We start from the raw sequence: 24,214 nt of genomic DNA, 5'->3' as shown, positions 1-24,214 counted from the left end.
AAGGACTTATCAATGCAATCTAACAATACAATGAAAGAGTGGCTTGCCTCGACCGCATTTGGAGGTGCAAACCAAGCTTATATTGAAGATCTTTATGAATCTTATTTAACCGACCCAACCAGTGTTTCTCCAGAATGGCAATCAATTTTCCAACAATGGAAAGCCGAAAATGACCAACCACATGCTCTCATTAAAGATTATTTCCGTCGTTTAGCAAGCGAAGGTCGCCGTAATCAACAAACCGTGATTGATCCAGAAGCCGGTGCAAAACAAGTTCGTTTATTACAATGGATTAATGCTTACCGTTTCCGTGGTCATCTTAATGCAGATCTTGACCCATTGAAAATGTGGAATCGCCCAGAAATAGATGAATTGGATTTCCATTATCATGGATTTACAGATGAAGAATTAGATGAACGTTTTAATATCGGGCAGTATGTGTATCAACGTGAAAGTATGACCTTACGCGAAATTGATAAAGCGTTGAAAGAAACTTATTGCGGCCATATCGGGCTAGAATTTATGCACATTACCGATATTGAAATTCGTCGTTGGTTACAAGAAAAAATCGAAACAGTCTTAAATAAACCGTTATTTACAAAAGAAGAACAATTAACCTTTTTAAAAGAATTAACTGCAGCTGACGGTTTAGAACGTTATCTTGGAGCAAAATTCCCAGGGGCGAAGCGTTTCTCATTAGAAGGGAGTGATGCCTTTATTCCATTGATGAAAGAGATTATTCGTCATGCAAGTAAACAAGGCGTAAAAGATGTTGTAATGGGGATGGCTCACCGTGGTCGTCTAAATATGTTAGTCAATGTACTAGGTAAAAAACCAAGTGAATTATTTGATGAATTTGCGGGTAAACATGCAACTAATCGTACTGGTGACGTGAAATATCACCAAGGTTTCTCTTCAAATTTTGTGACAGAACATGGTTATGTACACTTAGCACTTGCATTTAACCCATCACATTTAGAAATTGTAAGTCCTGTTGTTATTGGCTCAGTTCGTGCAAGACAAAATCGTAGTCATGATACAGAACGTCAAAATGTTTTAGCGGTTACGGTACACGGAGATTCTGCTGTGGCAGGACAAGGTATTGTGCAAGAAACCTTAAATATGTCGGCGACACGAGGCTATACTGTTGGTGGAACTATCCGTATTGTAATTAATAACCAAATTGGTTTTACCACTTCAAATCCGCACGATACACGTTCAACAGAGTATTGCACTGATATTGCGAAAATGATTCAAGCACCAATTATTCATGTGAATGGTGATGATCCAGAAGCGGTTGCATTTGCTGGACGTATTGCAGTGGAATATCGTACTAAATTTAAACGTGATATTTTTATTGATCTTATCTCTTATCGCCGTCATGGTCACAATGAAGCCGATGAACCATCAGCAACACAACCATTGATGTACAAAAAAATTAAAGGTCATCCAACACCACGTAAAGTGTATGCAGATATGTTAGTTACACAAAACGTGATTACTGAAGAAGAAGCAAATGTTTTTGTCAACGACTATCGTGATGCACTTGATCAAGGTGAATGTGTGGTGCCTGAGTTTGTGCCAATTGATATGAATAAGATTGACTGGTTGCCATACTTAAATCATAGCTGGACATCACCTTATGAAAGTAAATTCCCAGAAGAGCGTTTTAAAGCATTAGCACATAAAATTAGCGAATATCCAGCTGATCATCCATTACAAAGCCGAGTAGCGAAAATTTATACTGATCGTCAAGCAATGGCGAGAGGAGAAAAACCATTTGACTGGGGAATGGCAGAGTCAATGGCCTATGCAACTTTGTTAGATGAAGGCAACCATATCCGTTTATCTGGTGAAGATGCGGGACGTGGTACATTCTTCCACCGTCATGCAGTATTACACAACCAAGAAAATGGTACAACTTATACCCCGTTACAACATCTCCACGATCAACAAGGTGAATTTGAAGTTTGGGATTCTGTACTTTCAGAAGAATCAGTATTGGCATTTGAATACGGTTTTGCGACCACAACGCCAAGAACCTTAACTTTGTGGGAAGCACAATTTGGTGATTTTGCTAACGTAGCCCAAGTCGTAATCGATCAATTTATTAGTTCTGGTGAACAAAAATGGGGCAGAATGTGTGGTTTAGTGATGTTATTGCCTCATGGTTATGAAGGACAAGGACCTGAACACTCATCTGCACGTCTAGAACGTTATTTACAACTTTGTGCAGAAGACAATATTCAAGTATGTGTCCCTTCTACACCAGCACAAGTTTACCATATGTTAAGACGTCAATTATTACGTAAAGTACGTCGTCCACTAATTGTAATTACACCAAAATCATTATTACGTCATCCATTAGCAGTTTCTGAAATGGAAGAGTTATATAAAGGTGAATTTAAAAATGCGATTGGTGAAGTTGATGCGTTAGATCCAAAACAAGTAAAACGTGTAGTACTTTGTTCAGGTAAAGTTTATTACGACTTACTAGAAGAAAGACGTAAACGTGAAATTACTGATATTGCCTTAATTCGTATTGAACAACTTTATCCTTATCCACATGCGGAAATGAAAGAAATTTTAGCAGATTATCAACACGTAACGGATTTTGTATGGTGTCAAGAAGAACCACAAAACCAAGGTGCTTGGTATTGTAGCCAACATAATTTCTATGCATCTATTCCTGAAGGAGCAAAATTACGCTATGCGGGTCGTCCTGCATCAGCATCGCCTGCGGTAGGATATATGTCATTACATGTCAAACAACAAAAAGCGTTGATTGATGATGCGTTAACAATTGAAAAATAGAATTTAACTAAGTAGAGGATACATAAATGAGTAATGTTGAAATTGTTGTTCCTGATTTGCCTGAATCTGTTGCGGATGCAACTGTTGCAACTTGGCATAAAAAAGCAGGAGATGTGGTTAAACGTGATGAAGTGCTTGTTGAAATTGAAACAGATAAAGTTGTGTTAGAAGTTCCTGCGAGTATTGATGGCGTATTAGAAAGTATTGTTGAGGAAGAAGGGGCAACTGTTGTGAGTAAACAGCTGCTAGGTAAACTCCGTGAAGTAAAAGAAGGTGAAGAAACGAATGCTAGCGTGAGTAAAACTGAACCAACACCAGCAGATCGTCAACATGCAGCGATTGAGCCAGAAAGTTCAAATGATGCTTTAAGCCCAGCGGTTCGCCGTTTACTAGCAGAAAAAGATCTTGATCCAAGTAAGATCAAAGGTTCTGGTGTTGGTGGTCGATTAACACGTGAAGATGTTGAGGCTTATGCTGCATCTAATTCAACCAAAACCGTTGCAGCAGAAGAAACTGCACCAGTATTAGCCGCACGCAGTGAAAAACGTGTACCTATGACTCGTTTACGTAAACGCATTGCAGAACGTCTATTAGAAGCGAAAAACAGTACAGCAATGTTAACAACCTTCAATGAATTAGATATGACACCAATTAAAAAATTACGTAAACAATATGGTGAACAATTCGAGAAGAAACACGGTGTGCGTTTAGGGTTTATGTCTTTCTATGTAAAAGCAGTGGTGGAAGCGTTAAAACGTTATCCTGAGATCAATGCTTCTTTAGATAGTGATGACATTGTTTATCACAACTATTTTGATATCAGTATCGCCGTATCTACGCCACGTGGGTTAGTAACCCCAGTATTACGTGATTGTGACCAGCTCAGTATGGCTGAAATTGAAAAACAAATTAAAGTATTAGCTGAAAAAGGTCGTGATGGTAAATTGACAGTTGAAGATTTAACTGGTGGTAACTTTACGATTACTAATGGTGGTGTTTTTGGCTCATTGATGTCAACACCAATTATCAACCCACCACAAAGTGCGATTTTAGGTATGCACGCAATCAAAGATCGTCCAGTCGCAGTGAACGGTCAAGTCGAAATTCGTCCAATGATGTATCTCGCACTCTCTTATGACCACCGTTTAGTGGATGGTAGAGAGTCAGTTGGTTTCTTAGTCACTATCAAAGAGTTACTTGAAGATCCAACACGCATCTTATTAGAAATTTAATTTAACCGACACATTTTAATAATACCTGCCATAAGGTTATGGCAGGTACGCAATCAATAGGAGAAAGCATGAATTTACATGAATATCAAAGTAAGCAAATTTTTTCTGAATATAAGTTACCTGTGAGTAAAGGTATCGCTTGTCAAAACCTCGAAGAAGGTTTACAAGCAATGAAAACATTAGGCGGCAGTGAATGGGTTGTGAAGTGTCAAGTTCATGCTGGTGGACGTGGTAAAGCTGGTGGAGTGAAACTTGTCCGTTCAGAACAAGAGGTCGCAGAATTTTTTGATCGCTGGTTAGGCAAACGTTTAGTGACTTTCCAAACAGATGCAAATGGTCAACCAGTTAATACGATTTATGTAGAGCAATCATCTAATATCAAAAAAGAACTCTATGTTGGGATGGTAATTGACCGTTCATCACAATCTGTGGTTTTTATGGCATCAACTGAAGGTGGCGTAAATATTGAAGAAGTGGCAGCAAAAACACCACATCTATTGCATAAAGTTTATGTTGATTCACTAATCGGCGGTATGCCATATCAAGGTCGTGAATTAGCCTTTAAATTAGGTTTAAATCCAGAACAAACTAAACAATTCACTCAAATGTTCTGCCAATTAACCAAACTCTTTATTGAAAAAGATGCTGCATTATTAGAAATCAACCCATTAGTGATTTTAGATAATGACAAATTACACTGCCTAGATGCAAAAGTTGTGATTGATGGCAATGCACTTTATCGCCACCCAGATCTCCTAGCAATGCGTGATTTAAGCCAAGAAGATCCTCGTGAAGCAGAAGCAGAAGAATCACAACTTAACTATGTTGCACTTGATGGCAATATCGGTTGTATGGTGAATGGTGCTGGTTTAGCAATGGGAACAATGGATATTGTTAAACTACACGGTGGTTATCCAGCTAACTTCCTCGATGTTGGTGGCGGTGCAACCAAAGAACGTGTAGCAACTGCATTCAAAATCATTCTTTCCGATAAGAATGTAAAAGCAGTATTAGTCAATATTTTTGGTGGAATTGTACGTTGTGACTTAATTGCTAACGGTATTATTGATGCGGTGAAAGAAGTCGGTATTAATGTACCTGTTGTTGTGCGTTTGGAAGGGAATAATGCGGAACTTGGTCGTGAAATTCTTGCAAATAGCGGACTTAAAATTATGGCTGCCAATTCATTAACAGAAGCAGCTCAGTTAGTGGTTAAAGCTGCGGAGGAAAAATAATGTCTATTTTAATTGATAAAAATACAAAAGTAATTTGTCAGGGATTCACTGGCGGTCAAGGTACATTCCATTCAGAACAAGCATTAGCTTATGGTACGCAATTAGTGGGTGGGGTTTCGCCAAATAAAGGCGGTACAACCCATTTAGGTTTGCCAGTATTTAATACTGTACGCGAAGCAGTAGAAGCAACAGGTGCAACAGCTTCTGTGATTTATGTACCAGCACCAGGCTGTAAAGACGCAATTTTAGAAGCGATTGATGCAGGTATTCAATTAGTTGTATGTATCACTGAGGGTATCCCAACAGTAGATATGTTAGTGGTAAAACAAAAATTGAATCAAACCGGTGTGCGTATGATCGGTCCAAACTGTCCAGGTGTTATCACTCCAGGTGAATGTAAAATCGGGATTATGCCAGCGCATATCCATAAAAAAGGTAGTATTGGAATCGTTTCTCGTTCAGGTACATTAACTTATGAAGCAGTAAAACAAACTACTGATGAAGGTTATGGTCAATCAACCTGTGTAGGAATTGGTGGTGACCCAATTCCTGGATCAAGTTTTATCGATATTTTGAAACTATTTGAAGCTGATCCTGAAACCAAAGCGATTGTGATGATCGGGGAAATTGGTGGTTCTGCAGAAGAAGAAGCTGCTGCTTATATTAAACAACACGTAACTAAACCAGTTGTGTCTTATATCGCAGGGGTAACAGCACCAAAAGGTAAACGTATGGGACACGCAGGTGCGATTATCAGTGGTGGTAAAGGTACTGCTGATGAAAAATATGCTGCACTTGAAGCTGCAGGCGTGAAAACAGTACGTAGCCTTGCAGATATTGGTAAAGCATTACGTGAGTTATTAGGTTAGTCCTATCATTTACTAATAAAAAACCGCCAATTTGGCGGTTTTTTGTTTGCGGTTATCTTATTATTTACCGCATTGTCACAAACTCTTCTGAGCCAGTTGGGTGGATAGCGACAGTATTATCAAAATCTTTTTTCGTTGCGCCCATTTTGATTGCAACGGCAAAGCCTTGAATCATCTCATCTACCCCAAAACCAATACCGTGTAAACCGACAATTTTTTCTTCCTCACCGACACACACTAACTTCATACGGCAAGGTTGGCGATGTTGTGTTACTGCAGTGTACATTGAAGTAAAAGTCGATTTATAAACTTTTACATGATCTGCACCATATTGCTCGATCGCTTGTGGTTCAGTTAAACCAACTGTACCAATCGGTGGATGACTAAAGACCACGGTTGGAATCAAGTTATAATCTAAATGTTCATTTGGTTTATTGTTAAATAAACGTTCAGATAAACGGCGACCAGCGGCAACAGCAACAGGCGTTAATTCCACTGCACCAGTATTATCACCTACTGCATAGATACCTTTTACATTGGTGTTTTGGTATTTATCAACTTCAATAAAACCTTTGCTATTAGTTTTTACGCCAGCAGCCTCGAGGTTTAGTTTGTCTGTCATTGGCACACGACCGATTGCCCAAACCACACAATCAACAGTTTGTGAACGGCCATCTTCTAAGAAGAGAGTTAAACTACCGTCAGCATTTTTCACCACTTTTTGTGGTACAGCTTGCGTGTGTAACGTTGCCCCTTCGTTTTGCATAATTTCCACTAAGGTTTCCACGATCAATGGATCAAAATTACGCAATGGTGCGTGTTTACGCACAAATAAATGGGTTTCTACGCCAAGATTATGTAATACACCAGCAAGCTCAACCGCAATATAACCAGCACCTACGACTGCAACACGTTTTGGTAATTCAGTTAACGCAAATACCCCGTCAGAATCAATTCCGTATTCTGCCCCTTCAATATTTGGATGACTTGGACGACCACCAGTAGCAATTAAAATATGTTTTGCTTTAATTAATTCGCCATTGACTTCAACCGTATTTGCATCAACAAATTTTGCAAAACCACGAATCACATCAACTTTGTTATTGCCTAATACACGCTCATAAGATTGATGAATACGATCAATATAGGCTTCACGGCTTGCACGCAATTTTGCAAAATCAAAGCGGTTTACAGTAACATCAAAGCCATAATCAGGGGCATAAAGATTAATCGCTTCGGAAATTTGTGCACCATACCACATTACTTTTTTCGGTACACAACCGACGTTTACACAAGTTCCACCTAAATATTTTGCTTCAATAATGGCACATTTTTTACCATAACTCGCTGCACGATTAATCGAAGCGATACCACCGCTTCCTCCACCAATCGCAATATAATCATATTCTTTTGTCATAAGTTCTCCCATTGTTGAGATGTTTTGAAATTTACCGCGTTATTGTGGCGAATTTTGTGTTGTGATGCTAACTGTTAGCATAAATTGGTTTAATTGGTAATAGCGATTTACTCAGGTGTAATCCAATTAATTGACCAATGTCCTGTACCTGTTGGTGCGAGAATTTTGGTTAAGTAAGGCAAAATTTCACGCATCTGCTGTTCTAATTGCCAAGGTGGATTAATTACAATCATTCCGCTTGCGGTCATTCCTCGTTGCTGCGTATCAGGGCGAATACCAAGCTCAATTTGTAAAATTTTACGGATTTTGGTTTCTTCAAGAGCTTGCACCATTTTTTTGACTTGTTGACGTAAAACAACTGGATACCAAATCGCATAAGTACCAGTGGCAAAACGTTTATATCCCTCTACAATGGCATCAACCACGAGTTGATAATCTTCTTTGAGTTCATAAGGGGGATCAATCAGGATAAAACCGCGGCGTTCTTTCGGTGGTAGAGTAGATTTTAATTGTTGAAAACCATTTTCACGCTTGGCCTGAACATTGGCATAAGGCTGCATATTTTTGCGTAATAACGGATAATCGCTAGGATGTAATTCCGTTAAAATCGCACGATCTTGTGGACGTAGCATATTAGCAGCCAGTAGAGGTGAACCTGGATAGAAAGTAAGGCGACCGTTGCGATTCACTTTTTTAATTTGCGTTAGGTAGCGTTGTACGATTTCGGGTAAATCAGTGCGTTCCCATAAATAACCGATACCCTCTGCAAATTCTGCTGTTTTTTCTGCTTCAAAACTTTGTAATGAATAGAGTCCAGCCCCTGCGTGCGTATCTAGGTAAAGAAATCCTTTCTCTTTTTGTTGTAGAGATTCAAGGATCAGTAATTGCACAATATGTTTAAGTACATCAGCATAATTACCAGCGTGAAAACTGTGGCGGTAACTTAACATAAATTTCCTCTTATTTTGCTAATTGATTCCAATGTTTTGGATTGACGTATTCAATGCCTTTATCAGTAAAACGAATATTTTCGTGTTGTAGTAGATAACGTTTGGCAGGCAATCCACCACCAAATCCTGTTAGTTGCTGCTGTTTACCTAAGATACGATGACAAGGCACGATAATACTAATTGGATTACGCCCAATCGCTCCGCCAACAGCACGAATTGCTTTTGGATTACCAATTCGCTCAGCAATCTCTGCATAAGTAGCCGTATGCCCAAACGGAATTTGTAATAGTTGTTGCCAAACGGCTTGTTGAAAGGGGGTACCGAGTAATTTTAAGGGTAATTGGTGAAAGGTGTGTTGCTCACCTGAAAAATAACGATTTAATGCTTGCTCCGTTTGACATAACACAGGGTGATCATCACGCATAATCCAATGATGTTGACATTGATGTTCACGCTCAAACAGCACACCGATCAAATGATGTTGCTGTGCTAGGAGTTGCAGTTTACCTACTGGAGAGTCCATAACAGATAAAAAGATCGGTTCTTGCATATTGTTCTCTATCTTACAGATTAAAAAGGGCGTTATTGTGCGTACAAAATGATAATTTCTCAAGCAGATTATCGATTTCTTCTGGTAAATAAGCCGATTAGGTTTTGCACGCGATAAATTAATAACGCCGATAAAATCAAAGCACTACCGACAATTTTAATGGTAGTGAGTTGTTCACCAAGCAGTATCACGCTCAAAATAATCGTCCAAACAGGTTCCAACAACATAATGATTGATGCGTTGGCAATATGGCAATAACGTTGCCCAATGGTTTGTAACATATAACGGAAATTAGTACCAATTAATACACTAATAGCTAACCACCAGATTGCCGAAGAAGGAATATCGCTTTGCCAGTGTTCGGTAAGTAAAGAGTAGGAAAGGCATAATATTCCTACCACAGAGAGTTGTAATGTGGTTAAAGGCAAAGGGGGAATGGATTTAGAATATTGATTATGCAACACAAAATAGATCGCAGAAAACAGCGAAGCAAGTAAGTATAGTGAGCTATCAACTGAGAAATGCAAATCACCTTTTGAATTTGCAAGCAGATAGACACCACATAATGCCGTAGGGAGAGCAATCCAGAATGTACGCAATGGTTTATTGCGGAAAAATAGCCAAGAGATTAAAGGGGCAAGTAACATCGATACACTGACTAAAAAAGCCCCTGAACCAAGATTATTATTAAAGGTAATTGCCATAATCCACGTTGCCATAAAAATAGCAAAAAAGAGGCCTGTCGATAATGCACGGATCGTTTCAGAACGTGTTAAACGCTTTAATTGTGGATAGGCAAAAGGGAAGAAGATTAAGGCTGCGGAGAAAAAGCGTAAACCGATAAAACCGACTGGTGGAAACCCGACTAACGCATATTTAGAAAAGAACCAACCGAGTGCAGCTAAAATTGAAACAAAGAAAAGAATTATTTCTCCAATACCATCAATATTTTTCATTTGTACATCCATTTTCTTTTTTATTAGTTTGGTATTATCGGTATTCGTGAAATGTCTGTAAAACCCTTTTCAATAAGAATTTATCAATTATTGTCATAGAGCAAATAGCAGATATAAAGTTACTGGATATTTATACAGTTTTCTTGTATGCTATGCGACAGTTTTTTTGTGAGGTTGAATATGATTGGGCATTTACGCGGAATATTATTAGAAAAAGCACCGCCTGAAATTTTATTGGATGTCAATGGTGTGGGATATGAGTTGTTATTACCAATGACAAGTTTTTATCATTTACCTGAAGTGAATCAAGAAGTCTCGCTTTATACACATTTAGTTGTTAGAGAAGATGCTCACCTACTATTCGGTTTTTATCAAAAACAAGATCGTACATTGTTCCGTGAATTGATTAAAACTAATGGCGTTGGTCCTAAATTAGCGCTTGCTATCCTTTCGGCAATGTCAGTAACTGAATTTTCTTATGCGATTGAGCATGAAGAACTCTCTAAATTAATTAAAATTCCAGGGGTAGGGAAGAAAACCGCAGAACGTTTATTGGTTGAATTGAAAGGAAAATTCAAACAATACCGTAATGAAGATTTCTTTATTGAACAAAAAGTAGGAAGCCAATCTCCTGAACCAACCTTTGCAACAGCAGCTTCGCCAGCAGAGGATGCCATTTCAGCATTAATTGCGTTAGGTTATAAGCCAGCCGATGCCGAGAAAATGGTCAAGCGAGTTGCCCAACCTGAATTAAATAGTGAACAGTTAATCCGTGAAGCATTAAAAAATGCGTTGTGATAAATGGTATAAAAAATGATTGAAGTAGATCGTATTATCAGCCCAACCGCCAAAGCCGAAGAAGAGTATATTGATCGTGCGATTCGTCCTAAATTGTTACAAGATTATGTTGGTCAGCCACACGTCCGTGAACAGATGGATATTTTTATCAAGGCAGCCAAAATGCGTAATGATGCGTTAGATCATCTCTTGATTTTTGGACCACCAGGATTAGGCAAAACCACTTTAGCCAACATAGTGGCCAATGAAATGGGCGTGAATATTCGCACAACTTCAGGACCTGTGTTAGAAAAAGCAGGGGATCTCGCTGCGATGCTAACCAATCTCGAACCGCACGATGTATTATTTATTGATGAAATCCACCGTTTATCGCCAGCGATTGAAGAAGTGTTATATCCAGCAATGGAAGATTACCAACTGGATATTATGATTGGCGAAGGCCCAGCTGCTCGCTCAATTAAATTAGATCTCCCGCCGTTTACGCTTGTTGGTGCAACCACAAGAGCGGGTTCTTTAACGTCACCATTAAGAGATCGTTTTGGGATTGTACAACGCTTAGAGTTTTACTCGGTCCCTGACCTCACTTCCATTGTAATGCGGAGTGCAAATTGCCTGAAATTACAAATTGCTGATGAAGCAGCTCACGAAATTGCACGCCGTTCTCGTGGTACACCACGCATTGTTAATCGCTTATTACGCCGTGTGCGTGATTATGCGGATGTCAAAAATGGCGGATTTATATCGGCAGACGTTGCCAAGCTCGCCTTAAATATGCTCGATATTGACTCAGAAGGGTTTGATTTTATGGATCGTAAACTACTTATGGCAATTATCGAACGCTTTGATGGTGGGCCTGTTGGCTTAGATAATTTGGCAGCAGCGATTGGTGAAGAAAAAGAAACGATTGAAGATGTGTTAGAGCCTTATTTAATCCAACAAGGTTTTTTACAACGCACACCAAGAGGCAGGATCGCCACTTCACATACCTATCGCCATTTTGGTTTGGCTCAGTTAGCAGAACGATAAATAGTATTGAGTGATACAAGCTGACAGTAAGAGATCTGCGTAGAAGTAGGAAAAAATGCAGGCAAACAAGAGTTCTTATTGCATCGCTATCAGAAATCTTATAGAATTTGCACGTTTTTTGCCAAAGAAAAGGATTGGCGAACAATAGTTGATTTTCTGCTTAATAAAAAGCAGTACAGTTGTAAGTGAAATTATTAGAGGAATAAGACTATTAAAACCGTAAAAAAAGCCCCAGCAACTAATCGCCCGAATCGTATTAATGAAGAAATTCGTGTGAAAGAAGTCCGCTTAATTGACCAAGATGGTGAACAAGCGGGAATCGTATCTATCCAACAAGCATTGGATATGGCGGAACAAGCCGAACTCGATCTAGTTGAAATAAGCCCTAATGCAGAGCCACCAGTGTGCCGCATTATGAATTACGGTAAGTTCCTCTATGAAAAGAGCAAAACTGCAAAAGAGCAGAAGAAAAAACAAAAAGTTGTTCAAGTAAAAGAGATTAAGTTCCGTCCAGGAACTGACGAAGGCGACTATCAGGTAAAACTACGCAGCCTGATTCGCTTTTTAGAAGACGGGGATAAAACCAAAATCACATTACGTTTCCGTGGTCGTGAATTGGCACATCAACAAATTGGGATTGAGATGTTAGATCGGATTAAAGCAGATTTAGCAGAATTAGCTGTCGTTGAATCTGAACCATCTAAGATCGAAGGTCGCCAAATGGTGATGGTACTTGCCCCGAAAAAGAAATAATTAGTGCAACTCAAGTAATAAAAGTAACGATGAATTAATCGTTACTTTTTATTCGCCTAATTATTGGTGATTAATAGTAAAAACAATGCGGAGTTAAACTCATGCCTAAAATCAAAACAGTACGTGGTGCTGCTAAACGTTTCAAAAAAACTGGAACTGGCGGTTTTAAACGTAAACAATCTCATCTTCGTCATATTTTGACTAAGAAATCAACTAAACGTAAACGTCATTTACGTCATAAATCAATGGTGGCGAAAGCTGACCAAGTTTTAGTCGTAGCTTGTTTACCATACGCATAACCCACGGGTTAGCGAACGTTTCGTTATTTTTTAAGTACAAATAGACAAAGGAGATTCCTATGGCCCGTGTAAAACGTGGTGTAATTGCAAGAGCTCGTCATAAGAAAGTTCTTAAGGCAGCTAAAGGTTATTATGGTGCACGTTCTCGTGTATATCGTGTTGCTTTCCAAGCAGTAATTAAAGCTGGTCAATATGCTTACCGTGACCGCCGTCAACGTAAACGTCAATTCCGTCAATTATGGATTGCACGTATCAATGCGGCAGCACGTCAAAATGGCTTATCTTACAGCCGTTTCATCAATGGCTTGAAAAAAGCATCTGTTGAAATCGATCGTAAGATTCTTGCCGATATCGCTGTATTTGACAAAGTTGCCTTTGCTGCTTTAGTTGAAAAAGCAAAATCAGCACTTTAATAAACTAAATTATTTCATTTTAGTTCGTGAGAAAGGATAGTGAGTTAATCGCTATCCTTTTTTACTAAGTGAGGCATTATGCAAGTAAAAACATTTTCACGACTTTTATTAGTAGCTTGTTTACAACTGGGAACGCTGCAAGCGATAGCAGCGAGCAATGATTTTGCCGTACAGTTTGCAAAAGGTGAACATTCGGCAGAATTAAATGGAACAATCCAAGGCTATAATGCAGATCGCTATACTTTTTATGCGAAACAAGGGCAAATAGCAACATTGGAAGTAGTGAAAAAAGATCCGCAAGTTCAATTTTCCTTAGCCTATGCAAAGAAATCCAAGCAAGTTGATTTAACCGCTAGTCAACAATTATTGCCTTATTCTGGTCAATATATTCTGACCGTTCATCAAACTCGTAATGACGCACGTAAGCAACCAAAAGCACAGAGAATTTATTCGGTAAAATTATCCATCTCTGATGTGGCTAAGCCTAGCCAAAATGCAGACCAATTAACGCAAGTGATTTATCGCTGTGACAACGGCAAAAAGCTAACGGTTACTTATCAAGGTGAGCAAGCGACAGTGAATTGGCAAGGCGGTATGGAGAAATTAACGCTCGATAAAAAATTAAGCCAACCGCATAACCCTGTATTTAGCAATGCAGCTTACCTGTTAAGTTTGGCAACGTTGCAAGATAAGGCTTGGCAACAGAGTACCATTCATTCTTGGTTAAAATTGGGTAAAACAGCGACCGAAGATAAAGTGTTATTACAAGCGTGTGTGGTAACGAAGTAAGGTTACTTGAGCTTTCCGCTGAAAAATGCGTTTATTAACGTGAGCAAGCCCTCCCTCATTATAGCAATGGAACGGAGGGCGAGATTGAACCCAGCGATACCGAACAGTAAAGAACAGTATCCACGCCAAACCCCTCAATAAGCAGGCTATTTTCCTGCTTTTCCGCTTTTCCTCGCTTCCTTTCCTTTTTATTGCCTTTGAAAAGTACATCAAACAGAAAACAAGCGAATCAAGGCTATCCGATTCAAGATTTTGCCGATTTAACAATGAAACGTTTTACTAACTTTGGAGTAAAATTTTTATAACGTTTTACTCCAAATGTTCACATAAAACGGATTATTACACCGCTTCAAAAAAGCGAAAAACCTACTAAATAAACGTTACGCAAACGATAACGTTACTCCAAAAGAGTACAGTGATAAATAAATGTTCAATTTATTTTTTTCGATAATTTAAAGATCTTTTGCATTATTAAGAAATAAATTCACTACGTATTTAAATAGAGCAACATGATGAATTACTTCAAAAGAGGTGGTGCATATATGCTGTTTTGCTTTTCAACAAAAAATGGATGAAATTTAGTATTAAAGAACAAAAAATAGCTAAAAATGGCGAGAAAATGACAAAATAATGCCTAATTAGAGGTATATAAAAATATTGAGATAATTTAAGTTTTAATTATATTTAATTTGGCTATAAAAATATTTTTTTGCTATTTTATAAAATAAATATCCGTAATTAGTTTTGTGTTTTTTAGATTATATTTTAAACAATGGAAACTTCAAAATATAATAACTTAGTAAACTATTTACCCTCCCCCAGATGTTTTTAAAAACCTAGTAATCACAAGGGTTTTAGCGATTTTAAACTTGTACAAAATCGTTAAAAACTTGTACTTTTCCGTTTTTTTATGAATAAAGATCAAGAAATCAATTTTTTATTAAAAAATAGATTAAAAAAACTAATGCAAAAAATTTTTGAACTAAATCACTAAATTTAAAAATTATTATTTACATAAATTTATTCCTGACCTACATTGTTACCGATTTTTAGGAGCGACTCTGATTGACGAATTTAGTTGATAAGCAATTTGATGTAATTCCTTCAAACCGTAGTCAAGTTTTTAACCACGTATAGCATCTATGCTATACCCCAATTAGTAAGGAACAGTTTATGAATCATATCTTCCGTGTCATTTTTGATCATACCAAAGGTATTTGGGTGGCGGTGTCTGAGCTTACCAAGGCACATGGAAAAACCAAATCAGAGAAAACAACTCGCTCTGTAAGCAATGTCAATGGGGGGGGTATTTACGCAGTAAGAAAACGTTAGCGACAACCCTATTAGCTGCGTTATTAGCCAGTTTAGGGGTATCGAATGGTGCGATGGCAACGGCATATAAGACTAACTCTACTGGATCTCCTTCTAGTAATTCATCAAATGATTTCAATACAATTTCAACTTATACAGTAGCTGCGTTTGATGGAAAGACAGCAGCAAAATTAAACTCTTTTGCTTCCTTAATAGGTGAGACCGGAAACTTTAATGTAGGATTTTTAGATAGAAGTGGCGGAAAAGCCACCTTTAGTCAGTCAGGCACAATTAAGATTTTAGGTGGAAATGGTATCACTACCACAGCAAATGGCGATACTATTACCATTTCTTCCACTGGTGCACCAAGTCAAGGTACTGTGGAACTTTATGGAGATAATGGGCAATCTACATTTACAGATACACTCAGTATAGTAGGAGTGCCAGATGGTCCTATTGCAACACAAGCTTCGAAAGGACAGGTTTCTGTATATTTGAAAAAGAAGGGCGTTGATACAGAATATCTAGCTGATAAAGCAGTAACAAAAGATAAATTATCTGATGCTCTTCAAACTCAAATTTCAAGGCTTAATGCAGATGGTACATTAAACTTTTCTAACCTTGCCGCAACGAATGGTGTGATTACAACAGCGATGTTGGCTAATAATTTTTTACTTGATGGTTCTAAGATTGCAGCTGGAACAGTAACAGCAGATAAATTAGAAACAAACTACAAAACTTCTATTGACAAAGCGATTGCTAAAACTGAAAAAATTATTACTTCCATTTCTAATGGAGACACCATAAAAGAGTTTTCTGGGACAACTTTATTAATTAGTGGCAATGATGATATTTCAGCGAGTATAGGTGGGGGTGGGGCAGTAAGTATTGCCTTAACCAAAGCAGCAAGTATTACTGAAAATGACAATCATGCTGCAACAGCGGCACAAGTTTATAAAGCAATTACAAGTGCAAAAACTACAGTAAGTTCTGAGGCTGGTTCATATATTCAAGTAGCAGAAACTCAAGGTTCAGGCATTGCTAGCAATAGTTATAAGGTTTCTTTGGATTTTGACACACTAAAAACAAAATTAAATGACACTTTTGCTGAAGATAGCGATTTAGATAGTTATCTAACAAAAACAGATGCAGCAGAAACTTATCTAACACAAACAGATGCAAAAAGCACCTACCTCACTAAAGCTGGATTAACCGCAGAGGGTAGTAACATCGTAATTGATGATACGACTGACGGTAAATCAGTTGGTTTAGCGACTACACTTACAGGCTTAACTTCTGCGACCTTTGGTAAAGGAGCAACAAATACAGTTATTGATCAATCTGGTGTTGCTGTTGGTAATGTCCAATTATCCGCAGGTGGTTTAGAGATGGATAACCACGCTATCACAGGTTTATTAGCTGGTTCGAAAAATGGCGATGCGATTAATTATGACCAATTTGAAAGCGTTGCGTCTCAATTAGGCACTGTTCAAGAGGGCAAATTTACACCTAAAACCTATAGCAAAGTCCTCTATACCGATTCAACAGTGAAGAAAGAAGAAACTATTGAAAAACAACCTGTTCTATTTAGGGCAGCGTTACTAAGTGACATTACTATTGCTCCACCAACTAGTGCAACAGAAACAGGAGGCACTATTTCAACTACCGTAGAGGATTTAGTTAATGCAGTAAATTCTGGCTTGAATTTTACTGATGGATCACATAATACAAAAGTACAGCTCGGTGGCACAGTTACCTTTAAATCGGATAAGGATACAGGCAGCAATATTACGGTAGATAACGAAAACGGCACATTCAAATTTGGGCTTAAGACTACAGGTAGCGTTACGAAGGACACTCCTGACGCAGACAAGTTAATCACCAGTGGTGCAGTGGCGAAGGCGTTAGACGGATATGTCACTAACGGCGCTCTTGAGAGTTATGCTACTAAACAATTTGTGAATGCAAAAACCATTACCTTTACAGGGAATGCAAAGGATAGTACAGCTGCAATAGTGGATTTAGATAGCAAAAATAGTCTCAATTTATCTGGAGATGCCAATATTAGCGTTGCTTCTAACCCAAAAGGTGTAAATTTCACGCTTAATCAAGAGCTTACTGGTTTAACTTCTGCACAATTTAGTAGTGAAGTTGCTGCTGGTGAAATCAAATTAGGAAGTATTTCTTTAAAGAATAATGATGGCGTTTTAGCTCTTTCACAAACTAGTCAAAACACAAGAATTAATGGTGTAGCAAAAGGTATTAAAGACATGGATGCCGTCAACGTTTTGCAATTTAAATCTGTTGCAGGTGTGTTAGGAACGTTTGATGCTAGTAGTGGAACATTTACTGAACAAAAATATGATGGTGTTAAAACACAATCAACACAAGCTCCAGCTAATGGGCAGTCTTTAAAAACGACAGTTCAGAATTTAGTTAGTGCAGTTAATAATGGCTTTAATATTCAGAATTCTGATGGTTCAAATAAATACCAAGTACTATCTGGCGGTTCAATTACCTTTAAACAAGATAAAACGACAGGCTCTAACGTTGATGTAGATGTAAACAGCAATGGAGAGGTTTTGATTGGGCTTAAGACTGATACTGTGGTTACTGATCAAAGTAATAAGTTGATTACCAGTGGTGCAGTCTTTACCGCTATTGATACAGCTAAAGGTGAGGTGCTAGACGATGTGTCACAAACTTATTTAAGCAAAGCTGATGCTGAAAGCACTTACTTAAAAGGTGTCACCGCAGGGGATAACATTAAAGTTAGTGAGGGAGATGGTAAAGCTACTGTTAGCTTAAAGAAAAAACTTACAAGTTTAACTTCTGCGGAATTTGGTAATGCCTCAGACGGTACAACTATTAACAAAGGCACTATCACTGCAACTGGTGCAATTACTGGTGGTAGCTTTGCGGTGAAGAATGGACCAACATTATCTGCAACTGGCTTAACAATGAACAGCCAAACAATCACTAATTTAGGTGCTGGTATTGCTGAGACTGATGCAGCAAATGTAGGACAAGTGAATGAAGTTTATACCTCATTGGGTCAAGTTGCAGATGAATTAGGTACTTGGAATGTTAGCACTAAGAAATTTAAAGCTCAGTCTTATGCAAAAGTGAATAAAGGTACGACAGTAGGAAGTAGTACTTATGACAATCTTCATAGTGCGGTAACTGATATTATTGATGCAATTAACGGTGGTATGACATTTAAAGTAGGTAGTGCTGAAGTCAATAAATATTTAGGCGGAACACTAGCATTTGATAATACTGCACCAGCTGATTCTGATGGTTCAAATATTGCACTTTCTGCTGATACCAGTGGTATCCATTTCGGGCTTAAACAAGTAGCTACAGGAACTGCTCTTAATGCTGATGCAGAAAATAAATTGACTACATCAGGTGCAGTTAAAGGTTTTGTTGATGATTATGAGTTGTCGTATAGCATAACAGGTGGTGATAGCGGAGCAAGTGCTTCTACAGCACTTAGTCAAGGCTTTACTTTTAATAATGAATCGCCAGATCAGCTCACTATTGGTTCAAGTGCTGCAGGTGTAATTGACTTTGGGCTTCAAGTAGCTAATGAGGTTGATAACTCTGATTACTTGATTACAAGTAGCGCAGTTAACACAGCACTTACAGACTTAGATACTAAGTTAACAGATGCTATTACAGCAGGCGATAATTATGCTAAGACTGCTAAGATTACTTTCCAAACAGATGATGGTAATAAACTTAGAAGAGGGCTTGATGGTACTTTAGCTATTACTGGTGATGATAATATTGAAACAGCTAAAACAACAGATGGTAAGTTACAAATTAAACTTAAACGTGACACTAATTTGAGTTCTGCGACTTTCAAAGATGAGGATCAAGAAGATGGAACGACAACGACAGTAAATAAATCAGGTGTTGTAATTGTTACGGGAACTAGAGGTGCCACTTTAACGGATTCACAACTTGAATTTACTGGTGGTGCTAAAGGAACAGTATCGTTAAGTAAAGATGGTTTAAATAATGGTAATAATAAGATTACCAATGTGGCTGATGGTGAAGATGATACTGATGCGGCAACTGTAGGACAACTTTCTGCAGTCGTAACTGGATTAGGCGGTACATTCGATAATGGTGATGCAATATTTGACCAATTTAGCACACCAGTTCAAGGTTCTGGTAGTGAAGCGGCACCACTCAAGGCAATCACGGCAATTAATCATTTAATCGCTGCAGTGAATAATCGTACAGTTGAAAAAACAGAGATTGCAAATGCAACAGCCAAAGATGGTAAATTAGCGACCGCTTATGCAGTTAAAGAGTATGTCGGTGATCAACTTGGCGCTACTACCTTAGCCTATAATGCTGATAACGGCAAAGATACAAAACAGACCGTGACATTAAGTCAAGGGCTTGACTTTAAGAGTAGTACAAACCTTACTGCAACTGTCGGGGCGAGTGGTGAAGTCACTTATGCCTTGAAGGATAAATTAACCGACTTAACCTCTGCGGTATTTGGTGATTCCTCAGACGGTACAACTATTAACAAAGGCACTATCACAGCGACAGGTGCAATTACTGGTGGTAGCTTTGTGGTGAAAAATGGACCAACCTTATCTAGTGCTGGTTTAGCGATGAATAGCCAAAAAATCACAGGTTTAGCTGCTGGTACTGCAACAGGTGAAGCGGTGAATTATGATCAATTTAGTACCGTTGCTGACCAACTAGGTGGTTTAACAAGCGGATCACTTACAGCACAAAGTTATAACAAAGTTAATATCGAAGGTCAAAGCACTGATTCTCGTACTAAGATTATTGATTCTGTTAAAGACTTAATTACCGCCGTTAATACAGGTTTTAAGGTCTCTGATGGTAATGATGATTCGGCAACTCAAATTACTGCTGGTAAAACAGTAACCTTTAAACCAGCTGATGGTGAAAAGAATATCTCTGTTACCAACAATGCAGGCACTTTGAGTTTTGAACTTAAAGAAACAGCGGATAAAAATGCGATTGCAAATGCAACTGTGGAGTCTAAAGAAGATCCATTAGCAACAGCACTTGCTGTTAAAGGGTTTGTGGAAGATAAAATTGGTGCAACTACGATCGCTTATACCGCTAATGGAGTTACAAATAAGAAATCAGTCAAATTATCTGATGGTTTAGACTTCCAAAATGGTAATAACTTAACTGCATCTGTTGATAACGATGGTAAGGTGAAATATGACTTAAACCCAACATTAACAGGTATTACCTCAATTGATGGCACTGCGTTGGTGTTAGAAAGCAATAAAGTGAAATCAATTAATGACGGTAAGGTTACCTTTGATGCAAATTATGGTTATGTTGCTACGATTAATGGAAATGCCGTTGTCTTTGGACAAGATGGTAAATTAACTTCGCTTGATACGGCGAGTGGTGCAGTAATATTTGGTGACAATGCGATTACTTTAGCTACTAAGAAAGTAACTGGTTTAGCCGCTGGTGAAGTGAAAGATGCTTCAACAGATGCGATTAATGGTGATCAATTGTTTGGTTCATTAGAGAGTGTTAAAAATATTCTCGGTGATGGATTCAGTAATGCAGATGGTGCAGTTACCTATACTGGAACAGGCGGTATTGCTGGTCTTGGAAATGATGTAACAACCATTAGTGGCGCATTTACTGCACTTAAATCAAGCATTACTTCACTAGAAAGTGGTTTCTCTGGTCCTGTGGTTTATGTTGATAAGAATGGTGAGCCAACAACTGATAAAAATAAAATTACTGCTTTATCTTTAGTCAGTGGTAATGGAAACCCAATTCAATTAAAGAATGTCGCTTCTGCTTTGAATTTAGGTGATAGCACTGATGCAACCGCAGCTGTTCAAAGTTTATTAGAGGAAACTGATGCTAAGGCATTGAATACCGCAGTGAATTTGAAAGACTTACAAGCTGTTGCTCAAGCTGGTTTGAACTTTATCGGTAATGATGCTGCAGCTAAAGTTGTGAATATCCCACTCTCTAATACATTAGCGATTGTTGGTGCAGGCACAATTAATGCTGAAAACTTCGCTGGTGTAGACGCTGCAGCAGGTAATATCCGTGTTATAGCTGATAGTAAAAATAACAAACTTATCGTTGAATTAGCGAAGAAACTTCAAGCGTTGGAAGAAGCTCAATTCGGTACAGCTAATGCGAATACGACAATTACCGCAAGTGGTGTAACTGTTCATCCAGAAAGTGGTAGTGATGTAAGTCTAACCGCAAGTGGCTTGAACAATGGCGGTAATAAGATTACCAATGTTGGCACTCCAACTAAGAGCGATGCTGGAAGTGTAGCAGCGAATAAAGAGTATGTTGACACTGAAATCACTAATGCAAAAACTGAGCTTACTAAGACAGGCTTTGAACTTAAAGCAAATGGTGTGGTGCCAGCTGATCAAGATGCAACCGTGAAACTTGGTGATGTTGTAAATGTTGTTAATGGTGCAAATAGTAGTGTTTCAGTGGTAACAACACCATCAGGTGAAACTGTTGATGGCAAGACTACTACACACACCTTACAAGTTAATGTAACTGGCTTGCCAACTGCCTTTGTTGATAAGGATGGTGATGCATTAGTGAAAGTCAATGGTAGTTATTACAAAGCCAAAGATGTTATTGGTAAAGATGGTTCTATCAATATCACTGATGATGTCCAAGCGGTTGAACCAGCAAAAGTCTCTCTAGTTGGTTCTGATGGTAATCCGACTGCAATGCAGCTTGATAATGTGAAGAGTGTTCTTACTAAAGGTGAAGGACAAACTATTACTAATGCTATCAATGATGCTGTAGCGAAGAATGGTAATGGTCAATCTGCGGTAAATGTTAACGACTTAAAAGAAGTTAACGATCGTGTTCAAGCTGGTTTCAATATCAAAACCTCTGCAGATGGTGGAATAGTTGATAATACTGGAATTGCGACTACTGGCGATAACATCAACCCAGATCAAAATACCTTAGAATTTGTGGCTGGTGCGAACGTTACCTTAAAACAAGAAGCAGGTAAGATCACTATTTCTACCAATAATGTGGATATTGTGAATAATGTTATCAAAAGCCAAGGCTTACCAGTAAGCTATGGTTATAAAGATGCGAAGGACGGCACTTATAAGAAAGCGTATAAGATTGGTGATAAGTTCTATACTGATACGGCTGGCACTAGCGAAATTCCTACTGGTTCTGAAATCGTCGCTCGGATGGATTATAACGATCCAATGACCTTAGCGAATGTGAAGAGTGCGTTAGGCTTAACAGGTAATTACAACAATACCTCAACAGAAACTAATGGTGGTACTCCGGCAAATCCACAAGCGATTACTGTTGATGATGCACAAAAAGCAGTGGCTGGTGAAAGTAAAGATGGTAAGAGTGGATTACTCGCTAAAGCAGGTACTGACCTCAATAAAGGCGTTAACCTAGGCGATCTCCAAGCCGTTGCTCAAGCTGGATTGGACTTTACAGCGAATAACCAAAAAGATGGTCAAGATGTTGTGATTCACCGTCCAGCTGGTACGAAGATCGCAATTAAAGGCGAAGGTACTGTTGATCAAAACCCAGATAACACTTATAAGACAGCAACCAATAATATTGTTGTTGAAGCGAAAGCGGATGACGCTTCTTTAACCGTGAAGCTTGCTGAAGACCTCAGAAACTTGAAGAGTGCAATCTTTGAAGCGTCTGATTCTGATACAGGTAGCTTACAAGTGGATGGCAATGGTGTTCGTTTCTTAAAAGATGGCACTGTTGATACTAGAGATGAAAATGCACCTTCTATCGCGAAGACTGGTATTGACGCAGGTAACCAAAAAGTCACTAACGTGAAAGATGGTACTATTGATGACGGTAGTGAAGATGCGGTTAATGGCGGTCAAATTGCGAAGATCTTAGGTAAAGAACCTAAGAATAATTATGGCGAAAATATTGGTGGTACTGGTAAAGATAACATCAATGATGCCTTGAAAGCAGTTCGTTCTGAAGTGAATAACAAAGGCAGTGATGGTAAAGACGATAGCAATATTGGTATTACCAAAACTGAAGGTAACAATGGTCAAGATGTTTACAGTGTGAATATGAGTAAAGACCTTGTGCTTAAGACTGTAACTTTAGATAACGGCGATGGTAACGGTAAAGCGAAACTTGGCGTGGTTCATCAAGCACAATATGTGGGTAGCGAAACTGCGTTGGATGTGAATAACGTTCGTATTACGGGCGTTGCCGATGCGAAAGATCCAACTGATGCTGTTAACTTAAAGCAAATGCGTGAAATGGGCTATCAATTAAATAGCCGTGTCACTGCGTTGGATAATAAAGTGAACAAGATGAATCGTGAGTTGCGTGCTGGTATCTCTGGTGCAATCGCTGCAGCGAACTTACCACAATCTGCTGTTGCAGGTGCGAATATGGTGTCTGTCGCTGGTGGTAGCTACGGTGGCGAAAGCGCAGTCGCGTTAGGGTTCTCTAAACTCTCTGACAGCGGTAAAGTCGCATTCAAGATCAGTGGTACTTCTGACAGCCGTGGTAAAGTGGGTGTCGGTGCTGGAGTAGGCTTCTATTGGAAATAATGAAGTTTTAACCTTAGACCTCCAATAAAATCGTAAGTAAAACCGGGCAACTGCCCGGTTTTTTGTTAACGAAGTCCTGTATTTTTTCGTTTTTTGGCTCAGTAAATGTCATGATCACTAGATGGGGTAAATCATGCGATAATCACTCCCCCTCTTTAATCTTGAAAGGGGAGTGTGTCGCTAGGATTTATTTAATATAAAGACAAACCGCCAA

The 24,214-nt window shown here is 38.6% G+C and carries 16 protein-coding genes; 12 read left to right on the top strand and 4 right to left on the bottom strand.

Features of this window, described 5'->3' with window-relative positions; translation table 11 throughout:
* The first annotated feature begins 12 nt into the window (after window positions 1–12).
* The 4 genes from sucA to sucD all read left to right on the top strand — a co-directional run bounded on the left by sucA (window position 13) and on the right by sucD (window position 6,150).
* Window positions 13–2,814 carry a 2-oxoglutarate dehydrogenase E1 component gene (gene sucA / locus ACFFHT_RS07175; protein WP_382374833.1) on the top strand — a complete coding sequence of 934 codons (2,802 nt, stop codon included), beginning with the start codon at window positions 13–15 and terminating at the stop codon, window positions 2,812–2,814.
* 26 nt (window positions 2,815–2,840) lie between these two features.
* Window positions 2,841–4,046 carry a 2-oxoglutarate dehydrogenase complex dihydrolipoyllysine-residue succinyltransferase gene (gene odhB, locus ACFFHT_RS07170; RefSeq protein ID WP_382374831.1) on the top strand — a complete coding sequence of 402 codons (1,206 nt, stop codon included), beginning with the start codon at window positions 2,841–2,843 and terminating at the stop codon, window positions 4,044–4,046.
* A 68-nt stretch (window positions 4,047–4,114) separates the two neighbouring features.
* Window positions 4,115–5,281 carry an ADP-forming succinate--CoA ligase subunit beta gene (gene sucC, locus ACFFHT_RS07165; RefSeq protein ID WP_382374829.1) on the top strand — a complete coding sequence of 389 codons (1,167 nt, stop codon included), beginning with the start codon at window positions 4,115–4,117 and terminating at the stop codon, window positions 5,279–5,281.
* The gene (gene sucD / locus ACFFHT_RS07160) at window positions 5,281–6,150 is read left to right on the top strand and encodes a succinate--CoA ligase subunit alpha (protein ID WP_065233791.1); all 870 of its coding nucleotides are present in this window, start codon (window positions 5,281–5,283) and stop codon (window positions 6,148–6,150) included. The genes sucC and sucD overlap by 1 nt, the downstream gene beginning before the upstream one ends.
* A 64-nt stretch (window positions 6,151–6,214) precedes the next feature.
* Here the strand turns inward: sucD and gorA are convergent, their stop codons facing one another.
* The 4 genes from gorA to ACFFHT_RS07140 form a co-directional block, all read right to left on the bottom strand.
* Window positions 6,215–7,567 (bottom strand): glutathione-disulfide reductase, encoded by a 1,353-nt coding sequence (gene gorA / locus ACFFHT_RS07155; RefSeq protein WP_382374826.1) that lies wholly within the window; start codon window positions 7,565–7,567, stop codon window positions 6,215–6,217.
* Between the two features lie 107 nt (window positions 7,568–7,674).
* Window positions 7,675–8,517: a 23S rRNA (adenine(2030)-N(6))-methyltransferase RlmJ gene (locus tag ACFFHT_RS07150; RefSeq protein ID WP_382374824.1), complete on the bottom strand. Its 843-nt coding sequence runs from the start codon at window positions 8,515–8,517 to the stop codon at window positions 7,675–7,677.
* 10 nt (window positions 8,518–8,527) lie between these two features.
* Window positions 8,528–9,067, bottom strand: a complete 540-nt coding sequence (locus ACFFHT_RS07145) for a methylated-DNA--[protein]-cysteine S-methyltransferase (RefSeq protein ID WP_382374822.1) — start codon at window positions 9,065–9,067, stop codon at window positions 8,528–8,530.
* A 68-nt stretch (window positions 9,068–9,135) separates the two neighbouring features.
* Complete coding sequence (locus ACFFHT_RS07140; RefSeq protein ID WP_382374820.1) at window positions 9,136–10,023, bottom strand: DMT family transporter; 888 nt, start codon at window positions 10,021–10,023, stop codon at window positions 9,136–9,138.
* A gap of 180 nt (window positions 10,024–10,203) precedes the next feature.
* Between ACFFHT_RS07140 and ruvA the strand changes: the two genes are divergently transcribed.
* The 8 genes from ruvA (at window position 10,204) to ACFFHT_RS07100 (ending at window position 24,000) form a co-directional block, all read left to right on the top strand.
* Window positions 10,204–10,821 carry a Holliday junction branch migration protein RuvA gene (gene ruvA, locus ACFFHT_RS07135; RefSeq protein WP_382374818.1) on the top strand — a complete coding sequence of 206 codons (618 nt, stop codon included), beginning with the start codon at window positions 10,204–10,206 and terminating at the stop codon, window positions 10,819–10,821.
* Between the two features lie 15 nt (window positions 10,822–10,836).
* Window positions 10,837–11,847 carry a Holliday junction branch migration DNA helicase RuvB gene (gene ruvB, locus ACFFHT_RS07130; protein WP_382374816.1) on the top strand — a complete coding sequence of 337 codons (1,011 nt, stop codon included), beginning with the start codon at window positions 10,837–10,839 and terminating at the stop codon, window positions 11,845–11,847.
* A gap of 210 nt (window positions 11,848–12,057) precedes the next feature.
* Complete coding sequence (infC, locus tag ACFFHT_RS07125; protein ID WP_382374845.1) at window positions 12,058–12,600, top strand: translation initiation factor IF-3; 543 nt, start codon at window positions 12,058–12,060, stop codon at window positions 12,598–12,600.
* Window positions 12,601–12,701: 101 nt separating this feature from the next.
* On the top strand, window positions 12,702–12,899 hold the full coding sequence (gene rpmI / locus ACFFHT_RS07120) for a 50S ribosomal protein L35 (protein ID WP_013745268.1): 198 nt from the start codon (window positions 12,702–12,704) through the stop codon (window positions 12,897–12,899).
* 59 nt (window positions 12,900–12,958) lie between these two features.
* Window positions 12,959–13,312, top strand: coding sequence for a 50S ribosomal protein L20 (gene rplT / locus ACFFHT_RS07115; RefSeq protein ID WP_066108956.1), 354 nt, complete (start codon window positions 12,959–12,961; stop codon window positions 13,310–13,312).
* Between the two features lie 78 nt (window positions 13,313–13,390).
* Window positions 13,391–14,101 (top strand): ACP-like domain-containing protein, encoded by a 711-nt coding sequence (locus ACFFHT_RS07110; RefSeq protein ID WP_382374814.1) that lies wholly within the window; start codon window positions 13,391–13,393, stop codon window positions 14,099–14,101.
* A gap of 1,173 nt (window positions 14,102–15,274) precedes the next feature.
* The gene (locus ACFFHT_RS07105; RefSeq protein ID WP_382374812.1) at window positions 15,275–15,433 is read left to right on the top strand and encodes an ESPR domain-containing protein; all 159 of its coding nucleotides are present in this window, start codon (window positions 15,275–15,277) and stop codon (window positions 15,431–15,433) included.
* A 53-nt stretch (window positions 15,434–15,486) separates the two neighbouring features.
* Window positions 15,487–24,000 (top strand): YadA-like family protein, encoded by an 8,514-nt coding sequence (locus tag ACFFHT_RS07100; RefSeq protein ID WP_382374810.1) that lies wholly within the window; start codon window positions 15,487–15,489, stop codon window positions 23,998–24,000.
* The last annotated feature ends 214 nt before the right edge of the window (window positions 24,001–24,214 follow it).

It is taken from the genome of Gallibacterium melopsittaci (genome assembly GCF_042433085.1).
Taxonomy (GTDB): domain Bacteria; phylum Pseudomonadota; class Gammaproteobacteria; order Enterobacterales; family Pasteurellaceae; genus Gallibacterium; species Gallibacterium melopsittaci.
This window is presented reverse-complemented; position numbering and strand designations above follow the sequence as displayed.